The organism is Aeromonas sp. 62-46, from assembly GCF_001898585.1.
Classification (GTDB): Bacteria; Pseudomonadota; Gammaproteobacteria; order Enterobacterales; family Aeromonadaceae; genus Aeromonas; species Aeromonas caviae.
On record NZ_MKUI01000017.1, the window covers coordinates 78200 to 103728 of the forward strand.

General features: G+C 61.9%; 24 protein-coding genes. 16 read left to right on the top strand and 8 right to left on the bottom strand.

Features of this window, described 5'->3' with window-relative positions:
• Positions 1-187 precede the first annotated feature (187 nt).
• The 5 genes from acs to BGO64_RS05705 all read right to left on the bottom strand — a co-directional run bounded on the left by acs (position 188) and on the right by BGO64_RS05705 (position 5686).
• Entirely contained in the window at positions 188-2134 is a 1947-nt protein-coding gene (gene acs, locus BGO64_RS05685; protein WP_286700318.1) for an acetate--CoA ligase, read from the bottom strand.
• Positions 2135-2309: 175 nt separating this feature from the next.
• Positions 2310-4097: a sensor domain-containing protein gene (locus BGO64_RS05690; protein ID WP_286700319.1), complete on the bottom strand. Its 1788-nt coding sequence runs from the start codon at positions 4095-4097 to the stop codon at positions 2310-2312.
• A gap of 106 nt (positions 4098-4203) precedes the next feature.
• Positions 4204-4572 carry a hypothetical protein gene (locus tag BGO64_RS05695; RefSeq protein WP_045525778.1) on the bottom strand — a complete coding sequence of 123 codons (369 nt, stop codon included), beginning with the start codon at positions 4570-4572 and terminating at the stop codon, positions 4204-4206.
• Between the two features lie 7 nt (positions 4573-4579).
• Positions 4580-5248, bottom strand: a complete 669-nt coding sequence (torD, locus tag BGO64_RS05700) for a molecular chaperone TorD (RefSeq protein ID WP_167824688.1) — start codon at positions 5246-5248, stop codon at positions 4580-4582.
• A 150-nt stretch (positions 5249-5398) separates the two neighbouring features.
• A complete protein-coding gene (locus BGO64_RS05705; RefSeq protein ID WP_010675399.1) occupies positions 5399-5686 on the bottom strand; it encodes a hypothetical protein in 288 nt (95 codons plus the stop codon).
• Positions 5687-6027: 341 nt separating this feature from the next.
• Between BGO64_RS05705 and glyA the strand changes: the two genes are divergently transcribed.
• From glyA to BGO64_RS05775, 14 genes are all read left to right on the top strand, one after another.
• Complete coding sequence (glyA, locus tag BGO64_RS05710) at positions 6028-7281, top strand: serine hydroxymethyltransferase (protein WP_010675397.1); 1254 nt, start codon at positions 6028-6030, stop codon at positions 7279-7281.
• An 87-nt stretch (positions 7282-7368) separates the two neighbouring features.
• Complete coding sequence (locus tag BGO64_RS05715) at positions 7369-7803, top strand: hypothetical protein (protein WP_286700320.1); 435 nt, start codon at positions 7369-7371, stop codon at positions 7801-7803.
• Between the two features lie 134 nt (positions 7804-7937).
• Complete coding sequence (gene nrdR, locus BGO64_RS05720) at positions 7938-8387, top strand: transcriptional regulator NrdR (protein ID WP_010675395.1); 450 nt, start codon at positions 7938-7940, stop codon at positions 8385-8387.
• A gap of 277 nt (positions 8388-8664) precedes the next feature.
• Positions 8665-9774: a bifunctional diaminohydroxyphosphoribosylaminopyrimidine deaminase/5-amino-6-(5-phosphoribosylamino)uracil reductase RibD gene (ribD, locus tag BGO64_RS05725; protein ID WP_286700321.1), complete on the top strand. Its 1110-nt coding sequence runs from the start codon at positions 8665-8667 to the stop codon at positions 9772-9774.
• A 55-nt stretch (positions 9775-9829) separates the two neighbouring features.
• The gene (locus BGO64_RS05730) at positions 9830-10483 is read left to right on the top strand and encodes a riboflavin synthase (protein WP_213319651.1); all 654 of its coding nucleotides are present in this window, start codon (positions 9830-9832) and stop codon (positions 10481-10483) included.
• A gap of 137 nt (positions 10484-10620) precedes the next feature.
• Positions 10621-11730 carry a bifunctional 3,4-dihydroxy-2-butanone-4-phosphate synthase/GTP cyclohydrolase II gene (ribBA, locus tag BGO64_RS05735; protein ID WP_039040299.1) on the top strand — a complete coding sequence of 370 codons (1110 nt, stop codon included), beginning with the start codon at positions 10621-10623 and terminating at the stop codon, positions 11728-11730.
• Positions 11731-11863: 133 nt separating this feature from the next.
• On the top strand, positions 11864-12334 hold the full coding sequence (ribH, locus tag BGO64_RS05740; protein ID WP_010675391.1) for a 6,7-dimethyl-8-ribityllumazine synthase: 471 nt from the start codon (positions 11864-11866) through the stop codon (positions 12332-12334).
• Positions 12335-12348: 14 nt separating this feature from the next.
• The gene (gene nusB / locus BGO64_RS05745) at positions 12349-12762 is read left to right on the top strand and encodes a transcription antitermination factor NusB (RefSeq protein ID WP_010675390.1); all 414 of its coding nucleotides are present in this window, start codon (positions 12349-12351) and stop codon (positions 12760-12762) included.
• A gap of 57 nt (positions 12763-12819) precedes the next feature.
• Entirely contained in the window at positions 12820-13779 is a 960-nt protein-coding gene (gene thiL, locus BGO64_RS05750; RefSeq protein WP_039040298.1) for a thiamine-phosphate kinase, read from the top strand.
• Positions 13776-14264 (top strand): phosphatidylglycerophosphatase A family protein, encoded by a 489-nt coding sequence (locus BGO64_RS05755; protein ID WP_010675388.1) that lies wholly within the window; start codon positions 13776-13778, stop codon positions 14262-14264. The genes thiL and BGO64_RS05755 overlap by 4 nt, the downstream gene beginning before the upstream one ends.
• Before the next feature lie 645 nt (positions 14265-14909).
• Positions 14910-16634 (top strand): dipeptide ABC transporter ATP-binding protein, encoded by a 1725-nt coding sequence (locus BGO64_RS05760; protein WP_010675387.1) that lies wholly within the window; start codon positions 14910-14912, stop codon positions 16632-16634.
• A 58-nt stretch (positions 16635-16692) separates the two neighbouring features.
• Positions 16693-18249: an ABC transporter substrate-binding protein gene (locus BGO64_RS05765; RefSeq protein ID WP_010675386.1), complete on the top strand. Its 1557-nt coding sequence runs from the start codon at positions 16693-16695 to the stop codon at positions 18247-18249.
• 96 nt (positions 18250-18345) lie between these two features.
• Positions 18346-19320 (top strand): ABC transporter permease, encoded by a 975-nt coding sequence (locus tag BGO64_RS05770; RefSeq protein ID WP_010675385.1) that lies wholly within the window; start codon positions 18346-18348, stop codon positions 19318-19320.
• A 3-nt stretch (positions 19321-19323) separates the two neighbouring features.
• Positions 19324-20265, top strand: coding sequence for an ABC transporter permease (locus BGO64_RS05775; protein ID WP_029314771.1), 942 nt, complete (start codon positions 19324-19326; stop codon positions 20263-20265).
• Positions 20266-20486: 221 nt separating this feature from the next.
• On the opposite strand, the gene dxs is transcribed toward BGO64_RS05775, so the two are convergent.
• From dxs to xseB, 3 genes are read right to left on the bottom strand one after another with little or no spacing between them, the layout of a single operon-like run.
• The gene (gene dxs / locus BGO64_RS05780; protein WP_043153238.1) at positions 20487-22352 is read right to left on the bottom strand and encodes a 1-deoxy-D-xylulose-5-phosphate synthase; all 1866 of its coding nucleotides are present in this window, start codon (positions 22350-22352) and stop codon (positions 20487-20489) included.
• Between the two features lie 21 nt (positions 22353-22373).
• Positions 22374-23264: a (2E,6E)-farnesyl diphosphate synthase gene (ispA, locus tag BGO64_RS05785; protein ID WP_041215676.1), complete on the bottom strand. Its 891-nt coding sequence runs from the start codon at positions 23262-23264 to the stop codon at positions 22374-22376.
• Positions 23265-23516, bottom strand: a complete 252-nt coding sequence (gene xseB, locus BGO64_RS05790) for an exodeoxyribonuclease VII small subunit (RefSeq protein WP_010675381.1) — start codon at positions 23514-23516, stop codon at positions 23265-23267.
• Between the two features lie 234 nt (positions 23517-23750).
• Between xseB and pomA the strand changes: the two genes are divergently transcribed.
• Both pomA and BGO64_RS05800 read left to right on the top strand, forming a co-directional pair.
• Entirely contained in the window at positions 23751-24509 is a 759-nt protein-coding gene (gene pomA, locus BGO64_RS05795) for a flagellar motor protein PomA (protein WP_029314770.1), read from the top strand.
• Between the two features lie 10 nt (positions 24510-24519).
• Entirely contained in the window at positions 24520-25413 is an 894-nt protein-coding gene (locus BGO64_RS05800; protein WP_042878323.1) for a flagellar motor protein MotB, read from the top strand.
• Positions 25414-25529: the final 116 nt, after the last annotated feature.

A 25529-nucleotide genomic window follows, 5' to 3' on the forward strand; every position in this document is an offset into this window, starting at 1 on the left:
ACACAGATTTCGCAATTATATTGATTTCGTGAAAATTAGCAGCATTTTACTGGTCTAATCTCTACATCTGGCTATTTATCGGCCTGGTTTGCCCGCAAGCCCTGCCTGCCACCGAACTCTGCCCTGTCCGGATCCCGAAGACAACAAAGCCGGCACGTGGCCGGCTCTGTTGACGTGGGGAAGAGACTCACGCCGCTTCCGACTTCTCGCGGATCAGCTTGTCCACGACCCCCGGATCCGCCAGGGTGGAGATATCCCCCAGGCTGTCGGTTTCGCCGGTGGCGATCTTGCGCAAGATACGCCGCATGATCTTGCCGGATCGGGTCTTGGGCAGCCCTTCGGCCCAGTGGATCACGTCCGGGGTCGCGATGGCGCCAATCTCCTTGCGCACCCACTCCTTCACTTCCTTGTGCAGCTCGCGGCTCGGCTCTTCCCCGGCGATCAGGGTGACATAGGCGTAGATGCCCTGTCCCTTGATCTCGTGGGGAACACCCACCACCGCCGCTTCGGCGATCTTGGGATGGGAAACCAGAGCGGACTCGATTTCGGCGGTGCCCATGCGGTGGCCGGAGACGTTGAGTACATCATCCACCCGGCCGGTGATCCAGTAGTAGCCGTCCTCGTCGCGACGGGCACCGTCGCCGGTGAAGTAGCGACCCGGGAAGGTGGAGAAGTAGGTCTGCTCGAAGCGCTCGTGATCGCCGAACACGGTACGCATCTGGCCGGGCCAGGAGTCGGTGATCACCAGGTTGCCCTCGGTGGCGCCCTCCAGCGGCTCACCCAGGTTGTCCACCAGAGCAGGCTGTACTCCGAAGAAGGGACGGGTGGCCGAGCCGGGCTTGAGCGCGGTGACGCCGGGCAGCGGAGTGATGAGGATGCCGCCGGTCTCGGTCTGCCACCAGGTGTCGACGATGGGGCAGCGCTCGTCGCCGATGGTGCGGTAGTACCACTCCCAGGCTTCCGGGTTGATGGGTTCACCCACCGACCCCATGATGCGCAGGCTGGTGCGGGAAGTGCCTTCGACAGCCTCCTTGCCCTTGGCCATCAGTGCGCGAATGGCGGTGGGGGCGGTATAGAGGATGGTGACCTGGTGTTTGTCCACCACCTGACTCATGCGGTTGGTGGCCGGGTAGTTGGGCACCCCTTCGAACATGACGGTGGTGGCGCCGTTGGCCAGTGGCCCGTAGACCAGATAGGAGTGACCGGTGACCCAGCCCACGTCGGCGGTACACCAGTAGATGTCCTCTTCGTGGTAATCGAACACGTATTTGAAGGTGAGGGCGGCATAGACCAGATAGCCGCCCGTGGTGTGCAGCACACCCTTGGGTTTGCCGGTGGAGCCGGAGGTGTAGAGCACGAACAGGGGATCTTCGGCGCCCATGGCTTCGGGCGGACAATCCGGGCTGGCGGCGTTGACCGCATCATGCCACCAGATGTCTCTGTGCTCGTGCCAGGCCACGTTGCCACCGGTGCGCTTGAGGACGATCACCTTGCTGACCTTGGTATCCGGGTGGGTAAGGGCCTCATCCACGTTCTTCTTGAGGGGGATGGGGCGACCGCCTCGCAACCCCTCATCGGCGGTGATGACGACGGAGGCGCCGGAGTCGATGATGCGGCCCGAGAGCGCCTCCGGCGAGAAGCCGCCGAAGACGATGCTGTGCACGGCCCCGATGCGGGTACAGGCCAGCATGGCGATGGCCGCCTCCGGCACCATGGGCATATAAAGGCAGACCATGTGGCCACGCTTGACCCCCTGGGCTTTGAGCACGTTGGCAAACTTGCACACTTCGGCGTGCAGTTCGCGATAGGTGATCTTGCGATCTTCAGCCGGGTTGTCCCCTTCCCAGATGATGGCGACCTTGTCGCCGCGCTCGCTCAGATGGCGATCCAGGCAGTTGGCCGAGACGTTGAGCAGACCATCCTCATACCACTTGATGGAGACGTGGCCCGGATCGTAGGAGGTGTTCTTGACGCGGGTGTAGGGGGTCATCCAGTCGAGGATCTTGCCCTGCTCCCCCCAGAAGGCGTCCGGATCCTGCACCGACGCCTGATACATGGCTTCATAACCTTCCTTGTCCAGCAGGGCGCCGTTGCCGATGTGGGCCTTGACCGGGTAGACCTTGCTCTCGCTCATCTCTCACTCCTGTGAATACATTTTCTTAATGATTGAGTAACAACTTATACCTTTGGTTCCCGAGGGCAATTAGACTTTTGGATAGCGACGAAGATAGCAGGTGAGAGGACACGTTGAGGGCAAAGAAGGGAGCCATGGGCTCCCTTCTTTGCTTTCGTGGTGGCGCGGCCAAGGCTCAATGGCGGAAGGGGAGCAGGGAAGGCAGGTGGGGTTCTGGCAGGGGATGGCTGAACAGGTAGCCCTGTCCCTCCTCGCAACGCAGGGATTGCAGGAACTGGCGCTGGGGCTGGGTTTCTATCCCTTCCGCCGTGACGGCCATGCCGCGGGAGCTGGCCAGCTGGACTATGGTACGGCACAGCTCGCGGCTGTGCTTGTCGTCGGGCAACGCCTGGACGAAGGCCCTGTCTATCTTGATGCGATCGATGGGCAGGCTCCTGAGCAGGCTCAGGGAGGAGAAACCGGTGCCGAAGTCGTCGATGGCGATCTGTACCCCCAGCGCCTTGAGACGGGTGAAGAGCCGCAGACTGTGATCCACGCTCTGGATGATGCTCTCGGTCACCTCGATCTCCAGCCGCTCGGCAGGAAAACCGGTCTCGGCCAGAATGGCTGTCACCCGCTCCACGTAGTCGTGGGAACGCATCTCCCTGACCGACACATTGACCGAGAGCCGGGGCACGGCGAGCCCTTCGGCTAGCCACTGCTGCCCTTGCCGGCAGGCGGTGCGCATCACCCATTCGCCCAGTGGTTCGATGAGACCGCACTCCTCTGCCACCGGAATGAAACGGTCCGGGGATATCATGCCAAGGCTGGGATGCTGCCAGCGGATCAGGGCCTCCAGGCCGCTGAGATGACCATCCGCCAGATCCGTCATGGGTTGGTAGAGCAGGCGAAACTGTTGCTGCTCAATGGCCTTGAGCAGTCCCTGCTCCAGCAGCATCCGCTCCCTGGTCTGTGCCGTCATGTCGGGGGAGTGGAACAGATAGCCGTTGCGGCCACGGCGCTTGGCTTCATGCATGGCGTTGTCCGCCGCGCTGATGAGGCTGTCCGGGGTCTGGCCATGCTCCGGATAGAGGGAGACGCCGATGCTGGCGGAGAGCCTCACCCGCTCCTGGCCGATGTCGGCGGGATCGTGCAGCCTGCGTTGCAACCCCTCGATGAGACCCAGCAGATCCTGGGTCTCCCTGATGGCGGGCAGCAACACCAGAAATTCGTCTGCCCCCAGCCGGATGGCGATGTCTCCGGGGCGCAGACAGTGGCGAATGCGGTCTGCCGACAGCTTGAGCAGCAGATCGCCGGCACTGTGCCCCAGGTTGTCGTTGATGAGCTTGAAGCCGTCGAGATCGATGAACAGCAGCGCCAGGACGTGGTGGTTCACCCTGGCCGTCTCTATCTCCAGGGTGAGGCGCTCTTGCAGCAGATGGCGATTGCCGAGATCGGTGAGGGGATCGTAATAGGAGAGGTGCTGCAAGCGGGCTTCGGCCTGATAGAGACGCAGTGCATGGCGGTGGGTCATCTCCTGCAGGCCGGGTGACGCGGGTGCGTCGAGGTGGGGGCCTGTCTGCGCGGATTCCCTCATCACGAGGAAGATGCCGCTGAAGGTGCCCTCCTCATCCAGCACGGAGCTGACGCTCACTTGCCAGCGTGCCGGGGAGGCCGCGCGGGAGAGACCGACCATTTCCACCTCAAATGTGCATCGGGGGGGACCTTGCCGCAGTTGCTGAAACAGCGGGAGCAGCTGGGGAGTCTGGGCAGGGACAATGTCGAACAGCGTCTTGCCCGGGTGCTCTGCCCGCGCGAGGCCGGTCAGTTCGGCAAAGCGTCCGTTGACGTCGCGACACCTGAATTCGTGATCGAAGACCCCAATCCCGACGGGCGCCTGGGCGAACAGCTGTTGCAACTCGTGGGGAGAGAGCGGGCCTGACAAATGCCGTGTCGGAACCGATTCGGGTAGCACTTTTTCCATGGAGGCTCCTGAATTGATTGCTTTGTCATTTGGACGACTGTGTCAGTATGGCAGGAAGTGTCAGGAGAGAAAGAAAGTGTGAGAAGGGTGTGAAATCAACGAGATGTCAGCCTTTCTGGCGGCCAAACGCCTGGATCCCGCGAACAAATACCAGCCAGCCCACCAGATGAAACGGCAACGCCATGGCGTAGAGCACCAGCCAGTGGCTCTCGGTGCCGCTGCTGTTGATGAAATCTGTCCAGGCGGCGAGCAGGGCCAGCATGCCCGCTATCTGGAAACGGCGACGCAGCACCACTTCCACCCCGAGATTGGCGAGGTAGAGGGTCAGCAGGATGCCGGCAAAGCCGGTGAGCTGGGCGGTGCCGTAGAGCGCGCGGTCCGGGTTGAACAGCAGCGTCACGAGGGGAGTGAGACCCTGATCCAGCGGGATCAGGGCCAGCAGCCAGCATGCGATAAGAAGCAGGGCTGTCTTCATGCCGGGCTCAGTCGGCGGACGGTGCCGGTTTGACCAGGGAGAGGTAGTTGGCGTCCATCTTGAGGAACACCCCCAGCAGGCGGGCACTGGCACCGTAGAAGCCAAACTTGTCGGCGGCCCGGCAGGCCTGCTCGAAGCGCTCGAACCAGCCCAGCAGGTGGCCGTGCAGCAGGGACTCCTGCTCGCCAAGCCACGCCTCGCGCTGGTCGGCGGTGGTCGACTCGGCGGCGCGGATGATGAGGCTGCCCATCAGGTCCAGCTCGATGGCCAGATGATCGGCAGGCTCATTGTATTTGTCGCTGACATTGATGCCGAGGCGATCGAGGCGTGCCTGCATCTCGGTCATGGGTGCCTGCATCAGCTGCTTGTCTTCGCCCCGGTAGAGGGATTCGTAGGGCAGGGCACCCTGCCCGGGAGCGCTCAGGAACAGGCCGGCGAAGTCGGCGGCCAGGGCCGTCTGGCGCTCGGGGCGCACCAGCAGGCGGGCGATGGCGTCGTTGAGCTCGGCCACGGCTTCGCGCATGGGATCGAGGGTGGAGAGGCTCTTCAAGAAGCTGCGCACGTCATAGGTGTCGTATTCAGCGATCTGTGCATCACTGAGTTCGGCAGCAAACAGGGTGGAAAACCACCAGTAAAGCTCGGCCCGGCGTTCGCTGGTCGCCATGAATTCCTGCATTTTTCCTCCGTGGATGACAATCGGGAGCCTTGATGGCCCCCGATTCTAACGACTTTAAAAATAAAGGAAACTCATGGGGCCTTTTGGCCGGATAGCGCCAGGAGAGGGGGGCGCTATCGCGGGATCGCCGTGGGCGACGAGGAGGCCGACCTACTCCTCGACGCGATAGAGCACCTGCTTGCAACGGGGGCAGATGTGCTGGCGGCGGTAATCCATCTGGTGCACCAGGCCGACCTCCCGCTGCTGATGATGACCGCAATGGATGCAGAAAATGAGATCCCCGTCGGCGGCGCCGGGATGGGCCGCCAGGTACTGCTCCCGGGTGGGAAGTGTCTCCCAGTTGGCGGTGCAGGCACCCTTGCGGCTGGCGGTGTAGTAGACCCAGTAGAAGAGAGCGAAGACCGCGACAATCACGAACAGCATCAGATGATCCATCATGGCGTTTCCCCTTGTGTTCCGGGATGGCAGGGAGCGACACCCGCTCGTGCAGATGTCCCATGGCCTAAAGATGTTATCTGTTAGTAAATGCTATATCCATGATCTGGCTCTGGTTTTCATCGCCTTGCCCGGGAAGCGGGGACGATGGCTGGAGCCGGATTGCTGGTGTGGGGAGGCCGGGGGGATGAGCGAAGCCAGGGGGCGGGATTCGAAATTTGCGACGTATTTTACATTTTATAAACAATTTTTTGGGTGGTTGGACTGTCTCTTTGATCCAGCTCACGTTACAATGCGCGGGCCCACTTCACCTATCGCGCAAACGATTTTCAGGAGATAAACGGATGTTGAAACGTGACATGACCATCGCCGGCTATGATCCAGAGCTGTGGCAGGCCATCACAGACGAGACCCGTCGTCAGGAAGAGCACATCGAGCTGATTGCGTCCGAGAACTACACCAGCCCCCGCGTCATGGAAGCCCAGGGCTCCCAGTTGACCAACAAGTACGCCGAAGGCTACCCGGCCAAGCGTTACTACGGCGGTTGCGAGTATGTGGATGTGGTTGAAACCCTGGCCATCGAGCGCGCCAAAGAGCTGTTCGGTGCCACCTACGCCAACGTGCAGCCGCACTCCGGCTCCCAGGCCAACAGCGCCGTCTACATGGCCCTGCTGCAACCAGGCGACACCGTGCTCGGCATGAACCTGGCCCACGGCGGTCACCTGACCCACGGCTCCCCCGTCAACTTCTCCGGCAAGCTGTACAACATCATCCCCTACGGCATCGACGAGTCCGGCAAGATCGACTACGACGAGATGGAGCGCCTGGCCGTTGAGCACAAGCCGAAGATGATGATCGGCGGCTTCTCCGCCTACTCCGGCATCGTCGACTGGGCCCGCATGCGCGAGATCGCCGACAAGATCGGTGCTTACCTGTTCGTGGACATGGCCCACGTAGCCGGTCTGATTGCCGCCGGCGTCTACCCGAACCCGGTGCCCCACGCTCACGTGGTCACCTCCACCACCCACAAGACCCTGGCCGGTCCGCGCGGTGGTCTGATCCTCTCCGCCGCCGACGACGAAGATCTGTACAAGAAGCTGAACTCCGCCGTCTTCCCGGGTGGTCAGGGCGGCCCGCTGATGCACGTCATCGCCGGCAAGGCCGTGGCCTTCAAGGAAGCGCTGGAGCCCGAGTTCAAGACCTACCAGGCCCAGGTCGTGAAGAACGCCAAGGCCATGGCGGCGACCTTTATCGAGCGCGGCTACAAGATCGTCTCCGGCGGTACCGACAACCATCTGATGCTGGTTGACCTGATCGGTCGCGAGCTGACCGGCAAAGATGCTGACGCAGCCCTCGGCAAGGCCAACATCACCGTCAACAAGAACTCCGTACCGAACGACCCGCGTTCCCCGTTCGTGACCTCCGGCGTGCGTATCGGCACCCCGGCCATCACCCGCCGCGGCTTCAAGGAAGCCGAGTCCATCCAGTTGGCCAACTGGATCTGCGACGTGCTGGACAGCCACGACAACGAAGAAGTGCTGGCGACCGTGCGCGAGAAGGTGCTGGACATCTGCCGCCGCTTCCCGGTCTACGCATAATCAGCCTGACCTTCAGGTTGAAGACCAATGCCACCCTCGGGTGGCATTGTTTTTTGCAGCGTCTGGCAAGATGAGACAGAGGTGATCATGTGCGATGACATGGAAGAGGACGTGCTGGAGGCGTCACTGCGGCAGACGGTTCGCGCCCAGTACCACCTTCACGCCAGCGAACAGGGGCTGCTGGCCTGGGATGTGCGCCGCTTGATCCGGCTGAGCCGCAACCTGCCGGTGCAGGCGGTGCCGCTTGGCGAGATTGCCGAGCTCGATCAGGTGCACTGGTACGGCCATAACGCCGCCAGTCCCACGGTGCGCAGCGTGGTGGCGCATTGCCAGCTCATGATGGCGGCGGATCTCGCCTATCCCATCCTGCTGGACAGCGCCGGTCGGGTGATGGATGGCATGCACCGGGTGGGCAAGGCGCTGATGCTGGGTCACAGCCATGTGGCTGCTCGCCGGTTCGCGGCGGATCCTGCCCCCGATTACCAGGATTGCGACCCCGAGGCGTTGCCCTATGACGACTGAGTCCTGCCCGAAGGTCTGTCTGGTTGTCCCTTGTTTTCATGGGCTTTTACCGGTTCTGGATGGCCGTGTTACACTGGCCGGCCTAGCGCCAGCCCCCGGGGCTCGCGCCCATTTTCATCCACGCCGGAGGTCAGATGCATTGCCCTTTCTGTAGTGCCGTTGATACCAAGGTGATCGATTCCCGTCTGGTGGCCGAGGGCCATCAGGTGCGCCGCCGTCGCGAATGCCTGCTCTGTCACGAGCGTTTTACCACCTTCGAAATGGCCGAACTGGTCATGCCCCGCGTCATCAAGTCCAACGGCTCCCGCGAGCCCTTCAACGAAGACAAACTGCGTGCCGGCATTCTGCGGGCGCTGGAGAAGCGGCCGGTGAGCATGGAGGCCATCGAGAAGGCGGTCAACCACATCAAGTCCCGCCTGCGGGCCACCGGTGAGCGGGAGGTGGCCTCCCAGCTGGTGGGCAATCTGGTGATGGATGAGCTCAAGAGCCTGGACAAGGTGGCCTACATCCGCTTTGCCTCCGTCTACCGCAGCTTTGAAGACATTCGCGAATTCGGGGAAGAGATCGCCAAGCTGGAGAAGTAACGCCGGCCTGTCGCTCCCTATGTGAATAAGAGAGGGCCTGCCGTTGCGGCAGCGCCAGTTGTCACACCAGTGAGACATCTAGATAGCGCATCGTTGCACTGGTGAAAAAGTATGAGGGCGTGCGGCCGCATCCTGCGATGTGTGTGCCCGTCGCCATGGCGTCAGATGCCATGGCCGATCTGCCCGAGAAGGCGTGCGGCAAGCGCGTACACCCTATTTTCTTGTCCCATCGGATGGCCGTGCCACCGGGGACAGGTTGCTGGACACAGGAGCCCGGATGTTTAGTCAAGACGATTACCAATGGATGAGCCGGGCCCTCGAACTGGCCCGGCGCGGCCGTTACACCACGGCCCCCAACCCCTGCGTCGGCGCCGTGCTGGTGAAGGCCGGCGTGGTGGTGGGGGAGGGCTGGCACAAGCGGGCCGGTGAGCCCCATGCCGAGGTCTATGCTCTGCACGCGGCAGGGGAAGAGGCCCGCGGTGCCACCGCCTATGTGACCCTGGAGCCCTGCTCCCATCATGGTCGCACGCCGCCCTGCGCCGAGGCGCTCATCAAGGCCGGGGTGACCCGGGTGGTGGCTGCCATGGTGGATCCCAACCCCCAGGTGGGCGGGCGTGGCCTGCGGATGCTCTCCGAGGCGGGGATCAAGACCGATTTCGGCCTGCTGGCCGCGGAAGCCGAGGCCCTCAATCCCGGTTTCTTCAAGCGGATGCGCACCGCGTTTCCGCTGGTGACGGTCAAGCTGGGGGCGAGCCTGGATGGTCGCACCGCCATGGCGAGTGGCGAGAGCCAGTGGATCACCTCTCCGGAGGCGCGCCGGGACGTGCAGCGACTGCGGGCCCGTCACGATGCGGTCCTCTCCAGCGCCGAGACCGTGCTGGCAGATGGCGCCTCCCTCACCGTGCGCTGGGACGAGCTGCCTCCCTCGGTCAAGGCGGTCTATCCCAAAGAGACCCTGCGCCAGCCACTGCGGGTCATCGTGGATTCGCAAAACCGGCTCACCCCGGATCTGCCCCTGTTCCAGAGCGAGAGCCCGGTACTGCTGGCCCGCCACAAGGCATCCGGTGAGTGGCCCGCCTGGGTGCAGCAGCTGGAGGTGCCGCTGCTGGATGGCAAGCTGGATCTGGTCAGCCTCTTCATGCTGCTGGCCAAACAGAACGTCAACTCGGTACTGGTGGAGGCGGGGCCACGGCTGTGCGGCGCCCTGCTGGAGAAGGGGCTGGTGGACGGGCTTGTGCTCTATCAGGCGCCCAAACTGATGGGGGATGAGGGGCGCGGCCTGTTCCATCTGCCGGGGCTGACCCGGCTGTTCCAGGCCCCCAAACTCAACCTCAAGGATGTGCGCATGCTTGGCCAGGATATTCGCATCACTGCGAAAATAGCCTGATTTTTCAATGTTCACGGGGGCATCCGTCGCCCCCGTCATCAGCAAGGTGATCTGCATGTTTACCGGAATTATCGAAGCGGTGGGAACCCTGGCCGAGCTGCGTCGCCAGGGGGAGGACATGGCCCTCACCGTGCACGCGCCTACCCTGGACTTCAGTGACGTCAAGTTGGGCGACTCCATCGCCACCAACGGCGTCTGCCTCACCGTGGTGGCGCTCGGGGATCACAGCTATACCGCCGACGTCTCCCTGGAGACCCTCTCCCGCACCGGTTTTTCTGCCGCCAAGGTGGGGGATCCGGTCAACCTCGAAAAGGCGTTGATGCCCACTTCCCGCCTCGGCGGCCACCTGGTCTCCGGCCACGTGGACGGCATCGGCGAGGTGAAGAGCAAATCGTCCAGCGGCCGCGCCATCGAATACTGGATCAAGGCGCCGGGGGAGCTCTCCCGCTACATCGCCGAGAAGGGGTCGATTGCGGTGGATGGCATCAGCCTCACCGTCAATGCGGTTCAGGGGGATCTGTTCCGGCTGACCATCGTGCCCCACACCGCCCAGGAGACCACCATCGCCCGCTGGAAACCCGGCTACCGGGTCAACCTCGAGGTGGACCAGATAGCCCGCTATCTGGAGCGGCTGATGACGGGCAAGCGCGAGGAGAGCAGTGGTTCTACCCTGACCCTGGAGAAGCTGGCCCAGTCCGGATTCTTGTGAGCCGTTTTGACGGGAAAACGCGGTTCTGTGATCCCGCGCGGATTGAAACGGGGCCGCGTGCCCCCATCTAGAGCACAATACGCAGTATCAAGTCGAGCCGACTGGCTCAATCCCCAAGCATGTTGATGGAGTAGCCCATGGCGCTGAGCACGACCCAGGAAATCATTGCCGATATCAAGGCTGGCAAGATGGTGATCCTGATGGATGACGAAGACAGGGAGAACGAAGGGGACCTGATCATGGCCGCCTCCTGTGTCCGCCCGGAAGACATCAACTTCATGGCGCGCTACGGTCGTGGCCTCATCTGCCTGACCCTGACCCGGGATCGCTGCAAGCAGCTGGCGCTGCCGCTGATGGTCGATCGCAACAATGCCCAGTTCTCCACCGCCTTCACCGTCTCCATCGAGGCGGCGGAAGGGGTGACCACCGGCATCTCCGCCGCCGACCGCGCCGTCACCGTACAGGCCGCGGTGGCGCCCCATGCCAAGGCCGCCGATCTGGTGCAGCCCGGCCACATCTTCCCGCTGATGGCGCAGGATGGCGGTGTGCTGACCCGCGCCGGCCACACCGAAGCGGGCTGCGATCTGGCCCGGCTGGCCGGCTTCGAGCCTGCCTCCGTCATCGTCGAGATCCTCAACGAAGACGGCACCATGGCCCGGCGCCCGGATCTCGAGATCTTCGCCGAGCAGCACGGCATCAAGCTCGGCACCATTGCCGACCTTATCGAATACCGCAACCAGCACGAGACCACGGTAGAGAAAGTGGCCGAGTGCAAGTTGCCCACCGAATACGGCGAGTTCGACCTCGTCACCTTCCGCGACACCATCGACAACCAGGTCCACTTCGCCCTGAAGAAAGGGGACGTGAAGGCCGACCAGCCGACCCTGGTACGGGTGCACCTGCACGACGTGCTGAGCGATCTGCTGCTCACCGACCGCCACAGCGCCCGCAGCTGGCCGCTGCCCAAATCCATGGCCCGCATCGCCGACGAGGGCGGGGTGCTGGTGATCCTGGGGGCGGAAGCCCATGGCGCCGAGCTGCTGGCCAGGGTCAAGGGTTTTGAAGCCGCCGACAAGGGGCTGGCACCGGAAGGGGCCAAGTGGCAGGGCACCTCGCGCCGGGTCGGGGTCGGTTCCCAGATCCTCAAGGCGCTGGGGGTCGGCAAGATGCGCCTGTTGAGCTCCCCTAAGAAGTACCATGCCCTCGGTGGCTTTGGTCTGGAAGTGGTGGAGTACGTCGGCGAGTAAGCGCTGCGTACGGTTGAATTCATCACCATGGCCGCCCGTTGCGGCCATGGTTTTTTGTCGCGGCTCTGTTGTGCTAGAATGCGTGCACTTTTGAGCCCGGCCCCTAATTGATTGCACAGAGACAGGATTTCCAATGAAGATTATCGAAGGAAATATCGCCGCTCCCGAGGCGCGTGTTGCTATTGTCGTTGCCCGTTTCAACAGCTTCATCAATGACAGCCTGGTGAACGGCGCGCTGGACGTGCTGAAGCGTCAAGGTCAGGTCCAGGAGAGCAATCTGACCCTGGTGCGCGTACCGGGGGCCGTCGAAATTCCCCTGGCGGCCAAGAAGCTGGCCAAGAGCGGTCAATACGACGCCATCGTGGCACTCGGCACCGTCATCCGCGGCGGTACCTACCACTTCGAACTGGTAGCGAGCGAGAACGGCAAGGGTCTGGCCCAGGTAATGATGGAATATGACATTCCCGTTGCCTTCGGCGTGCTGACCACCGAAAACATTGAACAAGCCATCGAACGCGCCGGTACCAAGGCGGGTAACAAGGGTGCAGAGGCTGCACTGAGCGCGCTCGAAATGATCAACGTCCTGAAACAACTGGACGTGTAACGAGGAGAAATGCATTGAAACCGTCCGAGCGCCGTAAGGCCCGCCATTGCGCCACCCAGGCCATCTACCAGTGGCAGATGACCCAGGCCAACGTGGGCGACATCGAAGAGCAGTTCAAGATCGATCAGGACACCAAGGGTGTGGACCTGAACTATTTCCGCGATCTGCTGTTCGGGGTAGCGGTCCACTGCAACGAGCTGGACAAGGTGTTCGCGCCTTTCCTCTCCCGTCCGCTGGAAGAAGTGGACATGGTGGACAAGGCGATCCTGCGTCTGGCGACCTACGAGCTGACCCGTCGTGAAGATGTGCCGCCGCGCGTGGTGATCAACGAAGCGATCGAGCTGGCCAAAGCCTTCGCCGCCGATGACAGCCACAAGTTTGTCAACGGCGTCCTGGACAAGGTGATCAAGACGCTGCCCAAGCGCTGATCCTGCTGTCCGTCAGCAATTAAGAGAGGAGCCAGCTTATTGCTGGCTTTTTACTGTATGGGTGAATTTGAGCTGATTGAGAAGTACTTCAAGGTCCCCCACGCCCGCAAGGACGTGGTGATGGGCCCTGGAGATGACTGTGCCCTGCTGACCCTGCCCCCCGACGCCCAGTTGGCGGTGAGCACGGACACCCTGGTGAGCGGCGTGCACTTCTTCCCCGACATGGATCCGGTGGATCTCGGCTACAAGGCGTTGGCGGTCAATCTCTCCGATCTGGCCGCCATGGGTGCCGAGCCGCGCTGGGTCTCCCTGGCCCTGACCCTACCCGCCATCAACGAGCGCTGGGTCGCCGGTTTCGCCGAAGGGTTCCTCGAGCTCGCCGAGTACTACAACGTGGCGCTGGTGGGGGGAGACATGACCCGCGGGCCCCTCTCCATCACCGTCTCGGTGAAAGGATCGGTCCCGGCAGGTCGCGCCCTGATGCGCAGCGGCGCCAAGGCCGGTGACGGGGTCTACGTGACCGGTACCCTGGGAGATGCCGCCCTGGCGCTCTCCCACCTGCTGGGCAAGCGCACCCTCAACGAGAACCAGCTGGCGGCCGTGTTGCCGCGCCTCGACCATCCCCATCCCCGCATCCTGGCCGGTCAGGCCCTGCGCGGGCTGGCCAGCAGCGCCCTGGATCTCTCAGACGGCCTGGCGTCCGATCTCGGCCACATCCTCAAGGCGTCCGGTGTGCGGGCCCAGATCGATCTCAATCTGCTGCCCCTCTCCCCCGTGTTGCAGGATGCGGTGCCGGCCATGGATGCCTGGCAGCTGGCCCTGGCCGGGGGCGACGACTACGAGCTCTGCTTCACCGTGCCTCAGGAGCATCACGGCGCCCTGGACACGGCGCTGGCCAATTGTGGCGTGAAGTTCACCCGCATCGGCCGCATCCTGGCCGGGGAGCCTGGCATCGACTACCTGCAGGACGAACAACCCGTCGAACTGCACCTCAAGGGCTGGGATCACTTCGCATGATGTCTTTCAAGATAAAGCCCGAACTGACGCGGCTGAACCTTAAAAACCCGCTCCACTTCCTGGCGGTGGGCTTTGGCTCCGGCCTCTCCCCCAAGGCGCCGGGCACCATGGGGACCCTGGCAGCCATCCCGCTCTATCTCTTGGTGAGCGGGCTGCCGACCTCCTGGTTCATCGCCCTGCTGGTGGTGGGTTTCGTGGCGGGCATCCGCATCTGCCAGAGCGCCACCGACGCCATCGGGATGCCGGATCACGGGGCCATCGTCTGGGACGAGGTCATCGGATTCGGGGTCACCATGATTGCGGCCCCGGCCGGCTGGGAGTGGGTGCTGGCGGGCTTCGTGCTGTTTCGCCTGTTCGACGTGCTCAAGCCCTGGCCCATCTCCTGGTTCGATCGCCGCATTCACGGCGGGCTTGGCATCATGCTGGACGATCTCATCGCCGGCCTGTTCGCCCTGGCCTGCATGCAACTGCTTGCCCACTGGTGAGGGGAGGCGGCTCCCGAACGCCCGTCTCGTTGTTTTTCACTCCTCTCCCTTGCAAAGAGGTCGGATATACCGCACACGCAGGCCCTGAGGGGCCTGCGTTTTTTTGTATGCAATCCCTCCCGGCTTGCCGTGCCGGCGGGCCTGTGGCCCAGGTTGATCCTTCTGCATTGTCCCTATTTAGCTCTGCCTATTTTTCCTTACTCCGGATATGCTGCCGTCAAAAAATCATTTCACATAAATATTCACTACTCATTCGAAGCTGGTCAGCATAATGCTGATAGTGAATAAGATGGTTTGTTGCTATTTTGTTGAAACATAATTGGTTGATGGTCTCGCAATGCCAGCGTAATCTCTGGTAATGTGACTTTTATCGACATTTTAACCCCAGGGTGTCGGCATTCTCTGGGCAAAGTATTGCGAAATTGTATAACTGGATCATTTACACCCGCGGGCAAACCGACTAACTTACTCGCGGGTTATTCCAAAAAAATGCAAAAAACCCGCCCGGATCGCTGGTTTGGCTGCCTCATGGATTGAGCGTTAATTACACAACAACGGCTCTCGAGCAGTACCAAGGCACAACCAGCATCTGCGGCTGATTTACGGACGAATTATTTGGGACGGATGTCCCCCGCAGAGGTAACCATGTCCTTGCTTGAAGTCAAAAACTTGCGGATCGAGTACCCCTCCCGCTACGGGGTGCTTGCCGCGGTCAAGGATCTCTCTTTTTCTGTTGAAAAGGGCGAGATCGTCGGCGTCGTCGGTGAGTCCGGCGCTGGCAAATCCACCATCGGCAACGCCGTCATCGATCTGTTGAGCCCGCCCGGTCGCATCGCCCGTGGTGATATCTACCTCAACGGCGAGCTCATCTCCGGGAAGAGCCAGAACGAGATGCGGGCCATTCGCGGCTCGCGCATCGGTTTCATCTTCCAGGATCCCATGACCTCCCTCAACCCGCTGTTCACCGTGGAGCAGCAGCTGGTGGAGACCATCCTCGCCAACACCGACCTGTCCCGCGAGGCGGCCTTTGCCAAGGCCCTCGAGCTGATGGGGGCGGTGGGGATCCCGAACCCGGACGTGCGCATCAAGCAGTATCCTCACCAGTTCTCCGGTGGCATGCGCCAGCGGGTGGTGATCGCCATCGCCCTCTCCGGGGATCCCGAGCTCATCATCGCCGATGAGCCGACCACGGCGCTGGACGTCTCCATCCAGGATCAGATCCTCCAGCTCATCCGCAACCTGTGCAAAGAGCGTCAGGTCGGCTGCATGCTGGTGACCCATGACATGGGGGTGGTCTCCAACGTCACCGACAAGGTGGCGGTGATGTACCGCGGCGATCTGGTGGAGTTCGGCACCACGGAACAGGTACTGGGCCGCCCCAATCACCCCTATACCCGCAGCCTCATCTCGGCGGTTCCCCGCTCGGATGTCAAGCTGGTGCGCTTCCCCCTGGTCTCCTATATCGAGGATGCCGGTGCGGCGGATACCAGCATCGATCTCAAGACCCACTGGCTCGGCCAGAGTCAGGACGAGCGCACCTATGAAGGCGCGCTGTTGCGGGTGGAGAACGTGGATCTGAAGTTCGTCACCAAGGATTCCATCTTCCCGAGCCGCCGCCAGTACGTGCGCGCCTGCAACAACATCAGCTTCGAGATCTTCGAGGGTGAGACTTTCGGTCTGGTGGGGGAGTCGGGCTCCGGCAAGTCCACCATCGCCCGTGCCATCACCGGGCTCTATCCGCCCGACACCGGCAAGATTGTCTTCGAGGGGATCGATCTCACCGCCCTGAAAGGGGAGCACGAGCGTCGCCCCCTGCGCCGCCAGATGCAGATGGTGTTCCAGAATCCCTACTCTTCGATGAACCCGCGCATGAAGGTGCGTGACATCATCGCCGAGCCGATCCGCTTCCACCGCCTCGCCGAGAGCGAGCGGCAGATAGAGCAGATCGTCGGGGACCTGCTGGATCACGTGGGCCTGGGCCGCGGCGCCGGGGTCAAGTATCCCCACGAATTCTCCGGTGGTCAGCGCCAGCGCATCTCCATTGCCCGCGCCCTGGCGACCCGCCCGCGCTTCCTCATCTGCGACGAGCCGACCTCGGCGCTGGATGTCTCGGTGCAGGCCCAGATCCTCAACCTGCTCAAAGACTTGCAACAGGAGCTTGGGCTCACCATGCTGTTCATCAGTCACGATCTGCCGGTCATCCGCCAGATGTGCGACCGCATCGGTGTGATGCAGCACGGTCATCTGGTGGAAGTGGCCGAGACCGAGAAACTGTTCACCAATGCCGAGCATGAGTACAGCCGCAAGCTGATCTCCCTCATGCCGGAATTCAAGGGAATGTCCCGCGAGGGGCTGGAAATCGCAAGCTAGGAAAGCACCGGTTCGCCGGTTTGTCTGTCAATAAAAAGCCAAAAGCATGGAGAAAGACATGAAGAAAGGATTATCCAAGATCGCCATGGCGCTGTTCGCCGCTGGTCTCGCGTTCAACGTTTCTGCTGCCGACATCAAGGTCGCCGTCGCGTCCGACGCCACCTCGCTGGACCCGCAGGAGCAGCTCTCCGGTCAGACCCTGGAGATGTCTCACCTGGTGTTCGACCCCCTGATGCGTTACACCCAGGATCTGCAGTTCGAGCCGCGTCTGGCCGAGAAGTATGAGCGCATCGACGACAAGACCGTCCGTTTCCACCTGCGCAAGGGTGTGAAGTTCCACTCCGGCAACGACTTCACCGCCGATGACGTGGTATGGACCGTCAACCGTCTGAAGGCCTCCCCGGACTTCAAGGCGATCTTCGACCCCATCGCCGAAGCCAAGAAGGTGGATGATTTCACCGTGGATCTCGTCACCGCCAAGCCGTTCCCGCTGGTGCTGCAGACCGTCACCTACATCTTCCCGATGGACTCCAAGTTCTATAGCGGCAAGACCGAGGCGGGCAAGGACAAGGCCGAGATCGTGAAGAACGGTGACTCCTTCGCCTCTACCAATGTCTCCGGTACCGGTCCGTTCAGCGTCAAGTTCCGCGAGCAGGGCGTGAAGCTGGAATACGTGCGCAACGCCAACTACTGGGACAAGGCCTCCAAGGGCAACGTCGAGAACCTGACCGTGGTACCGATCAAGGAAGACGCCACCCGTGTTGCAGCCCTGCTGGGCGGCGACGTGGACATGATCTACCCGGTTGCCCCGAACGATCTGGAGCGCGTGAAGAACGGCAAGGATTCCCAGCTGGTCACCCTGTCCGGTACCCGTGCCATCATCATCGAGCTGAACCAGAACACCAACCCTGCGCTGAAAGACAAGCGCGTGCGTCAGGCGATCAACTACGCCATCAATCAGGTGGGCATCGTCGACAAGATCAACAAGGGCTTCGGTACCCCGGCCGGCCAGCTGAGCCCGAAAGGCTACGCAGGCTACAACGAGGCCCTCAAGCCCCAGTATGATCTGGCCAAGGCCAAGGAGCTGATGAAGGAAGCCGGTTACGAGAAGGGCTTCAAGATGAGCTTCATCTCCCCGGCTGCCCGCTACGTCAACGACGTCAAGATTGCCCAGGCCGTCTCCGCCATGCTGTCCAAGATCAACATCAAGGTGGATCTGAAGACCATGCCGGTGGCCCAGTACTGGCCGGAGTTTGACAAGTGCGCCGCTGACATGCAGCTGATCGGCTGGCACTCCGACACCGAAGACAGTGCGAACTTCTTCGAGTTCCTGACCTTCACCAAGGATGCCAAGACCGGCATGGGTCAGTACAACTGCGGCGGTTATGCCAACGCGGAAGCTGACAAGATGGTGATGGAAGCCAACACCGAGACCGATCCTGCCAAGCGTGCCGCCATCCTGCAGAAGGTGGAAGCCATGCTGATCGACGACGCTGCCTATGTGCCGCTGCACTGGGAAGACCTGGCCTATGGCGCCAAGAAGAACGTCGACATCAAGCCGGTGGTCAACGTGATGAACTTCCCTTATCTGGGTGACCTGGTGGTCAACAAGTAAGCGAAGCGTTTAAGGAAGGACCCGGCGGGGCACCCATGGTTGCCCCGTCATTAACAGAAGCCTGTGCCAAGACACAGGCCACGTAGAAGGACAAGCATGTTTACATTCCTGCTGAAACGGTTCTATCAGGCCGTGATAGTGATGTTCGTCATCAGCCTGGTCGCCTTCTCCATCCAGGACAACCTGGGGGATCCGCTGCGCGAGCTGGTGGGACAATCCGTCTCCGAGTCCGTGCGCCAGGAGCTGCGCGACAAGATGGGACTCAATGATCCCTTCCTCGTGAAATACAGCCGCTTCTTGAAGAACGCGGTACACGGGGATCTGGGCACTTCCTATTTCTTCAAGCGACCAGCCCTCGAGGTTATCCTCGACAAGCTGGTGGCTACCCTTGAGCTGGTGTTTGCCGCCGCGCTCATCATCGTCGTGGTCTCCATTCCGCTGGGGGTTTATTCGGCGATAAGACCGCGCAGTTTCCTGACCAAGCTCATCATGGCGGTGAGCAGCATCGGCATCTCGATCCCGGTCTTCCTGACCGCCATCATGCTGATGTACCTCTTCTCCATCCAGCTGGGCTGGCTGCCGGCCTATGGCCGTGGCGAGACTTACAACCTGCTGGGCTGGGAGTCGGGCTTCTTTACCTGGGACGGTATCCTGCACCTGGTGCTGCCTGCGGTCTCCCTCTCGTCCATCATGCTGCCGCTGTTCATCCGGCTGGTGCGCTCGGAGATGCTGGAGCAGCTCTCCTCCGAGTACGTCAAGTTTGCCCGTGCCAAGGGGCTGGACAACAACAAGGTCTACTACCAGCACGCCCTGAAGAACACCATGCTGCCGGTCATCACGGTGGGCGGTGTGCAGATCGGGACCATGGTGGCCTACACCATCTTGACCGAGAGCGTGTTCCAGTGGCCGGGGACCGGCTTCCTCTTCCTTGAGGCGATCCACCGGGTCGATACGCCGCTGATCACCGCCTACGTCATCTTCGTGGGCCTGATCTTCGTGGTGACCAATACCCTGGTCGACCTGCTCTACGGGTTGATCAACCCGACCGTCAACCTGACCGCCAAGGGGTAACAGATGACTAATGCTGTAACTGCAAGCCCAAGCCGTTGGGCACGCTTCAAAAATTCCGACATCGTCTACTACTTCCTGCGGGACAAGGTAGCCATGTTCAGCTTTGCGGTGTTTGTGGTCTTCGTGCTGGCGGCTCTGCTGGCACCCTGGATCGCACCGCACAACGTCTATGACCAGACCAGCTTCGATCTGATGGATGCGGAGCTGCCCCCCTCCTGGCTGGAAGGGGGCGAGGCCCGCTTCTGGCTCGGGACCGACAACCAGGGACGCGACATCTGGAGCACCATCCTCTATGGCGCCCGCATCTCGCTGACCATTGGTCTGTTCGCGGTGGGGCTGCAGCTGGTGCTCGGTATCGTCATCGGTCTGATGGCCGGCTACTTTGGTGGTCGCATCGACAACCTGCTGATGCGCTTTGCCGATGTGCAGCTGTCGTTCTCCACCATGATGGTGGCCATCATCATCTCCGCCATCTTCCAGGCGACCTTTGGCTCCGAGTTCTACTCGAAGTTCGCCATCCTGATGCTGGTGGTGATCATCGGTATCGCCGAGTGGCCCCAGTATGCCCGGACGGTGCGCGCCTCCGTGCTGGCGGAGAAGAAGAAGGAGTATGTGGAAGCGGCTCAGGTCATGGGGTTCCGCGCCCCGCGCATCATGTTCCGCCACATTCTGCCGAACTGCCTGTCGCCCATCCTGGTCATCTCCACCGTGCAGGTGGCGAACGCCATCATGAGCGAGGCGGCCCTCTCCTTCCTGGGTCTGGGGATGCCGGTTGATCAACCGTCCCTGGGGTCGCTCATCAGCGTGGGCTTCAACTACATCTTCTCCGGATCCTGGTGGATCACCGCCTTCCCGGGCCTCTGCCTGGTGGTGCTGGTGCTGGTGATCAACCTGCTGGGTGACTGGCTGCGGGATGTGTTCAACCCGAAGATCTACAAGGGCTGATAAACCTTTCCACGAACTGGCTGCGAGGCCGTGATCAAGGTTCAAGTGCTGCTCGCTTATGTGGAACCAAGGAGTGCTCACGTATGTCTCGGTTCCTGAGCGGCTTGTAACCTTGTTGACGGCCTTCTCGCGACAGTGTGTGAACAGGGTTGGTCCGGCACAGTGAATAACAAAAAAGGGCGCCATCAGGCGCCCTTTTTTATTGATTGCGATAACCCTTGTCAGGCCTGCAGCCAGCTCTCGATGCGGGTCTGAATGCCCACGCTGTCCAGCCCCAGCAGGGCGTAGATCTCATCCTGGGTGCCCTGCTCGATGAAGCGGTCCGGCAGGCCGAGGTTGAGCACGGGTTTGCACTGCTTGCAGCCCATCAGCAGCTCGTTCACCGCAGAGCCTGCACCGCCCATGATGGCGTTGTCCTCGAGGGTGACGAACTGATCGTGGGAGGCGGCCAGAGAGAGCACCAGCGCCTCGTCCATGGGTTTGACGAAGCGCATGTCCACCAGGGTGGCATCCAGCGCCTCGGCGGCTGCTCTGGCCTGTTGCAGCAGGGTGCCGAACGCCAGGATGGCGGTCCCCTTGCCCTCGCGAACGACACGTCCCTTGCCGAGGGGCAGGGCCTGCATCTCGCTCTCGGCCTGGATACCGGTGCCGCTGCCACGAGGGTAGCGCACCGCCGCTGGCCCGTTGCACAGATAGCCGGTGTAGAGCATCTGGCGGCACTCGTTCTCGTCGGACGGGGTCATCACCACCATGTTGGGCACGGTGCGCAGGAAGCTGATGTCGAACGCACCCTGATGGGTCGGGCCGTCGGCCCCCACCAGACCGGCCCGGTCGATGGCGAAGAGCACCGGCAGGTTTTGCAGCGCCACGTCGTGGATAAGCTGGTCATAGGCCCGCTGCAGGAAGCTCGAATAGATGGCGACCACGGGTTTCTGGTCGGCGATGGCGAGACCGGCGGCGAAGGTGACCGCATGTTGCTCGGCGATGGCCACGTCGAAGTAGCGATCCGGATATTGCTGGCTGAATTTCACCAGACCGGAGCCTTCGCGCATGGCGGGGGTGATGCCGACCACGCGCTCGTCCTTGGCGGCGATGTCGCACAGCCACTGACCGAAGATGGCGGAGAAGGTGGGTTTGCCACCGGCGCTCTTGGGCAGGGCACAGTCATCCGGGTTGAATTTGGGGACGGCGTGATAACCGATGGGATCTTTTTCCGCCGGCTCGTAGCCCTTGCCCTTCTTGGTCTTGACGTGCAGCAGCTGGGGACCCTTGAGATTGCGCATGTTGCGCAGGGTTTCGACCAGGGCATGGATGTCGTGACCGTCGATGGGGCCGATGTAGTTGAAGCCGAACTCCTCGAACAGGGTGCCCGGTACCACCATGCCCTTGAGGTGCTCCTCGGCCCGCTTGGCGAGCTCCTTGACCGGCGGCAGCCCCGCCAGCACCTTCTTGCCCCCCTCGCGAATGGTGGTGTAGAGCTTGCCGGACATCAGCCTGGCGAGGTGATTGTTCAGGGCCCCCACGTTCTCGGAGATGGACATCTCGTTGTCGTTGAGCACCACCAGCATGTCCTTGTGGACGTCGCCGGCGTGATTGAGGGCCTCGAAGGCCATGCCGGCGGTGATGGCGCCATCACCGATGACCGCGACCACCTTGCGGCCAAGCCCTTCGCTCTCGGCCGCCACCGCCATGCCGAGCGCAGCCCCGATGGAGGTGCTGGAGTGGCCCACGCTGAGCACGTCGTACTCGCTCTCTTCCCGCCAGGGGAAGGGGTGCAGGCCATCTTTCTGGCGAATGGTGTGAATGCGCTCCCGTCGTCCGGTCAGGATCTTGTGGGGATAGGCCTGGTGGCCCACGTCCCACACCAGCCGATCGAAGGGGGTGTTGTAGACATAGTGCAGGGCGACCGTCAGCTCGACGGTGCCAAGGCCGGAGGCGAAGTGGCCGCTGGAGCGGCTCACCGAGCGCAGCAGATACTCGCGCAGCTCGTTGCACACCACGGGCAGCCGCTCGAAGGGGAGGGATCGCAAATCGACCGGCGTGTCCGCGAGGGCCAGGTTGGGGAAATCGCTAATATCAACGCTCATATTGTTACTGTTATCCAGCGTTTAGTGGGTTCGCTCGATGATGTAATCGGCAAACGCTTCCAGAATGTCGGTATTGTAGGGCAAGGATTGCAGGGCTGTTAAGGCCTTGTCATGCAGTTCGCGAGCCAGCTCACGGGCGTTGTCGAGCCCAAGCAGGGCCGGATAGGTACTCTTTTCCAGCGCCAGATCCGAGCCTTGCGGCTTGCCCAGGGTGGCGGTATCGCCCGTGATGTCGAGGATGTCGTCCTGCACCTGGAAGGCGAGTCCGATGGCGGCGGCATAGGTTTGCAGGGCGGTGAGGGTGGCGGGTTCCACGTCAGCCTTGCACAGGGCGCCGAGGGTCACGGCGCACTCGATGAGGGCCCCGGTCTTGTGGCGGTGCACCTGCTCCAGCTCGGCGAGGCTGATCCGGCGCCCTTCGGCGTCCAGATCCAGTGCCTGACCGCCGCACATGCCTAGATAGCCGGACGCGCGGGCCAGGGCACTCAGCATCCGCACCCGGTTGGCCATCAATGTATCGGGCATGGGGTGGTCGGCCAGAATGGAAAACGCCAGGGTCTGCAGGGCATCGCCCGCCAGGATGGCTGTGCCTTCATCGAAGGCCTTGTGTACGGTGGGCTGACCACGACGCAGGTCGTCGTCATCCATGGCGGGCAGGTCGTCGTGCAGGAGGGAGTATGCGTGAATGCACTCCACGGCGGCGGCGGGGCCATCCAGCAGTTCGCTCTTGACGCCCAGCATCTCGCCGACGGCATAGACCAGGAAGGGGCGCACCCGTTTCCCACCGAGCAGCAGGCCGTATTTCATCGCGTCCCGCAGACGTGGCGCCATGGCGGGCAGGGCGTCAAGCTGTGCCGAGAGGCAGTCGTCGATGCGGCGCCGATGCAGGCGGGAGAAATCGTCCAGGGTCACTCACTCCTCTCCTTGTTCTGCTCGAAAGGGGACCGCTTGCTCGCTGCCATCGGCCTGGGTCAGGAGGATCTGGATCTTCTGCTCGGCCTGTTCCAGCTTCTGCTGGCCGGCGCGCACCAGATGGATGCCCTGTTCGAATTGTTTGAGTGCCTCCTCGAGGGGGAGCGAGCCCTGTTCGAGTTGATGCACTATGGTTTCCAGCTCTTCCAGGGTGGCATCAAAACTCAGACGGTCGATTTTTTTACTGGCCATGTCCATCCTCGGGGATTGAAAAAAACGGCTCATCTTAACATCGACCGGCCACAGGGGGGAGGCAGAAAAACGCGGCGTCCTCAAACTATCCTGACCATGGCCGATAAGAACGGGCATGCAACCACGCATTGCCGATCGGCGATTGCGGTGTACCGGGCTTGCTGCCGGGGGCGCAATAGCAGAAAATTCAACGCAATATAATTAGACGGCACGTTCGGCGACAGGAGTAGGGATGTGGATTTAGGGAGTCTGATAGGCTTAGTGCTGGGGTTCGGGGTCGTGGTGTACGGCATGTTGCTGGGCGGCCCCATGAGCATGTATGTGGACATGCCATCGGTCTACATCACCATACTGGGGTCCGTGTTCATCTGCATGATGAAGTTCAACCTCGGTCAGTTTCTGATGGCCTTCAAGGTCGCGGGCAAGGCCTTCATGTACAAGGGGGACAAGCTCGACGATCTCATCACCAAGGCGGTGGAACTGGCGGATGCGGCCCGCAAGGGGGGCTTTCTGGCTCTGGAGGCGGCGGAGATCCCCAATACCTTCATGAAGAAGGGCATCGACATGCTGGTGGACGGCCATGATGCCGACGTGGTGCGTGCGGTGATGGAGAAGGACATCGAACTGACGTCCGAGCGTCACGCCACGGCCATCAAGGTGTTCCGCTCCCTGGGGGATCTCGGTCCGGCCATGGGCATGATCGGTACCCTGGTGGGGTTGGTGGCCATGCTGGCCAACATGAGCGACCCCAAATCCATCGGTCCGGCCATGGCGGTGGCCTTGCTGACGACCCTGTATGGCGCCATCGAGGCCAACATGATTGCCATCCCCATCGCTGACAAGCTGGAACTGCGCAGTGGCGAGGAACAGTTGAGCCGCACCCTGATCCTCGACGCCATCATGGGGATCCAGGATGGACAGAACCCGAGGGTGATCCAGGCCATGTTGCAGAACTACCTGAATCAGTCCAAACGCAACAACGGGACCGAATAGGAGCGCGCAGATGGCAAAGTGCAAGTGCCCGCCTCCCGGATTGCCCGGTTACATGGGAACCTTCGCGGATCTCATGTCCCTGCTGATGTGCTTCTTCGTGCTCTTGCTCTCCTTTGCCGAGATGGATGTGCAGAAGTTCAAGCAGATCGCCGGTTCCATGGAGAAGGCGTTCGGGGTGCAGAACATCCTGGAGGTCAAGGATATTCCCAAGGGAACCTCCGTCATCGCCCAGGAGTTTCGTCCTGGTCGCCCCGAGCCGACGCCTATTGACACCATCATGCAGCAGACCATCGACATGACCCAGACCGAGCTGGATTTCCAGCCTGGGGATGCGGACAAGGCGGGTGGACATGACAAGACCGAAGGCCAGCAGAGCGGTGGCGATACCGCCCAGGAGGCCCAGAAGGCGCAGGAACAGTCCAACACCCTGGCCAAGGCACTGGCGGAGCAGATGCAGGCCCAGATCCAGGATGGGGCCATCGAGATAGAGGCGCTGGGTCAGCAGATCATCATTCGCATTCGCGAGAAAGCGGCGTTCCCGGCGGGATCCGCCTTCCTGCAACCCCAGTTCTGGCCGGTGATCCGCAAGGTGGCAGCGCTGCTCAAGGATGTGCCGGGGGAGATCACCGTCTCCGGCCACACCGACAATGTGGCCACCGAGGACGAGTTGTTCCAGTCCAACTGGGAGCTTTCATCCCAGCGAGCGGTGGCGGTTGCCCACCAGATGATCAAGGTGCCCGGTTTTGACGGCAATCGTCTGGTGGTGCAAGGGATGGCGGATTCCCAGCCGCTGGTGCCCAACAACAGCCCGGAGAATCGGCGCATGAACCGACGTGTCGAGATCGCCATCATGCAGGGCAAACCGACGGTGTCGGCTCCGCTTGGCGTCTCGGAATCCAAGTAACGCTGGCCCAAAGCGGGATCCCGCTCGCAGGGGCTGACATGGATTTTGTGGCGGCTTCATATTAAGATGCCCCATCCGAACCGACAGCTGCGGCTCTCTTTTGATTGCCGCAGCTT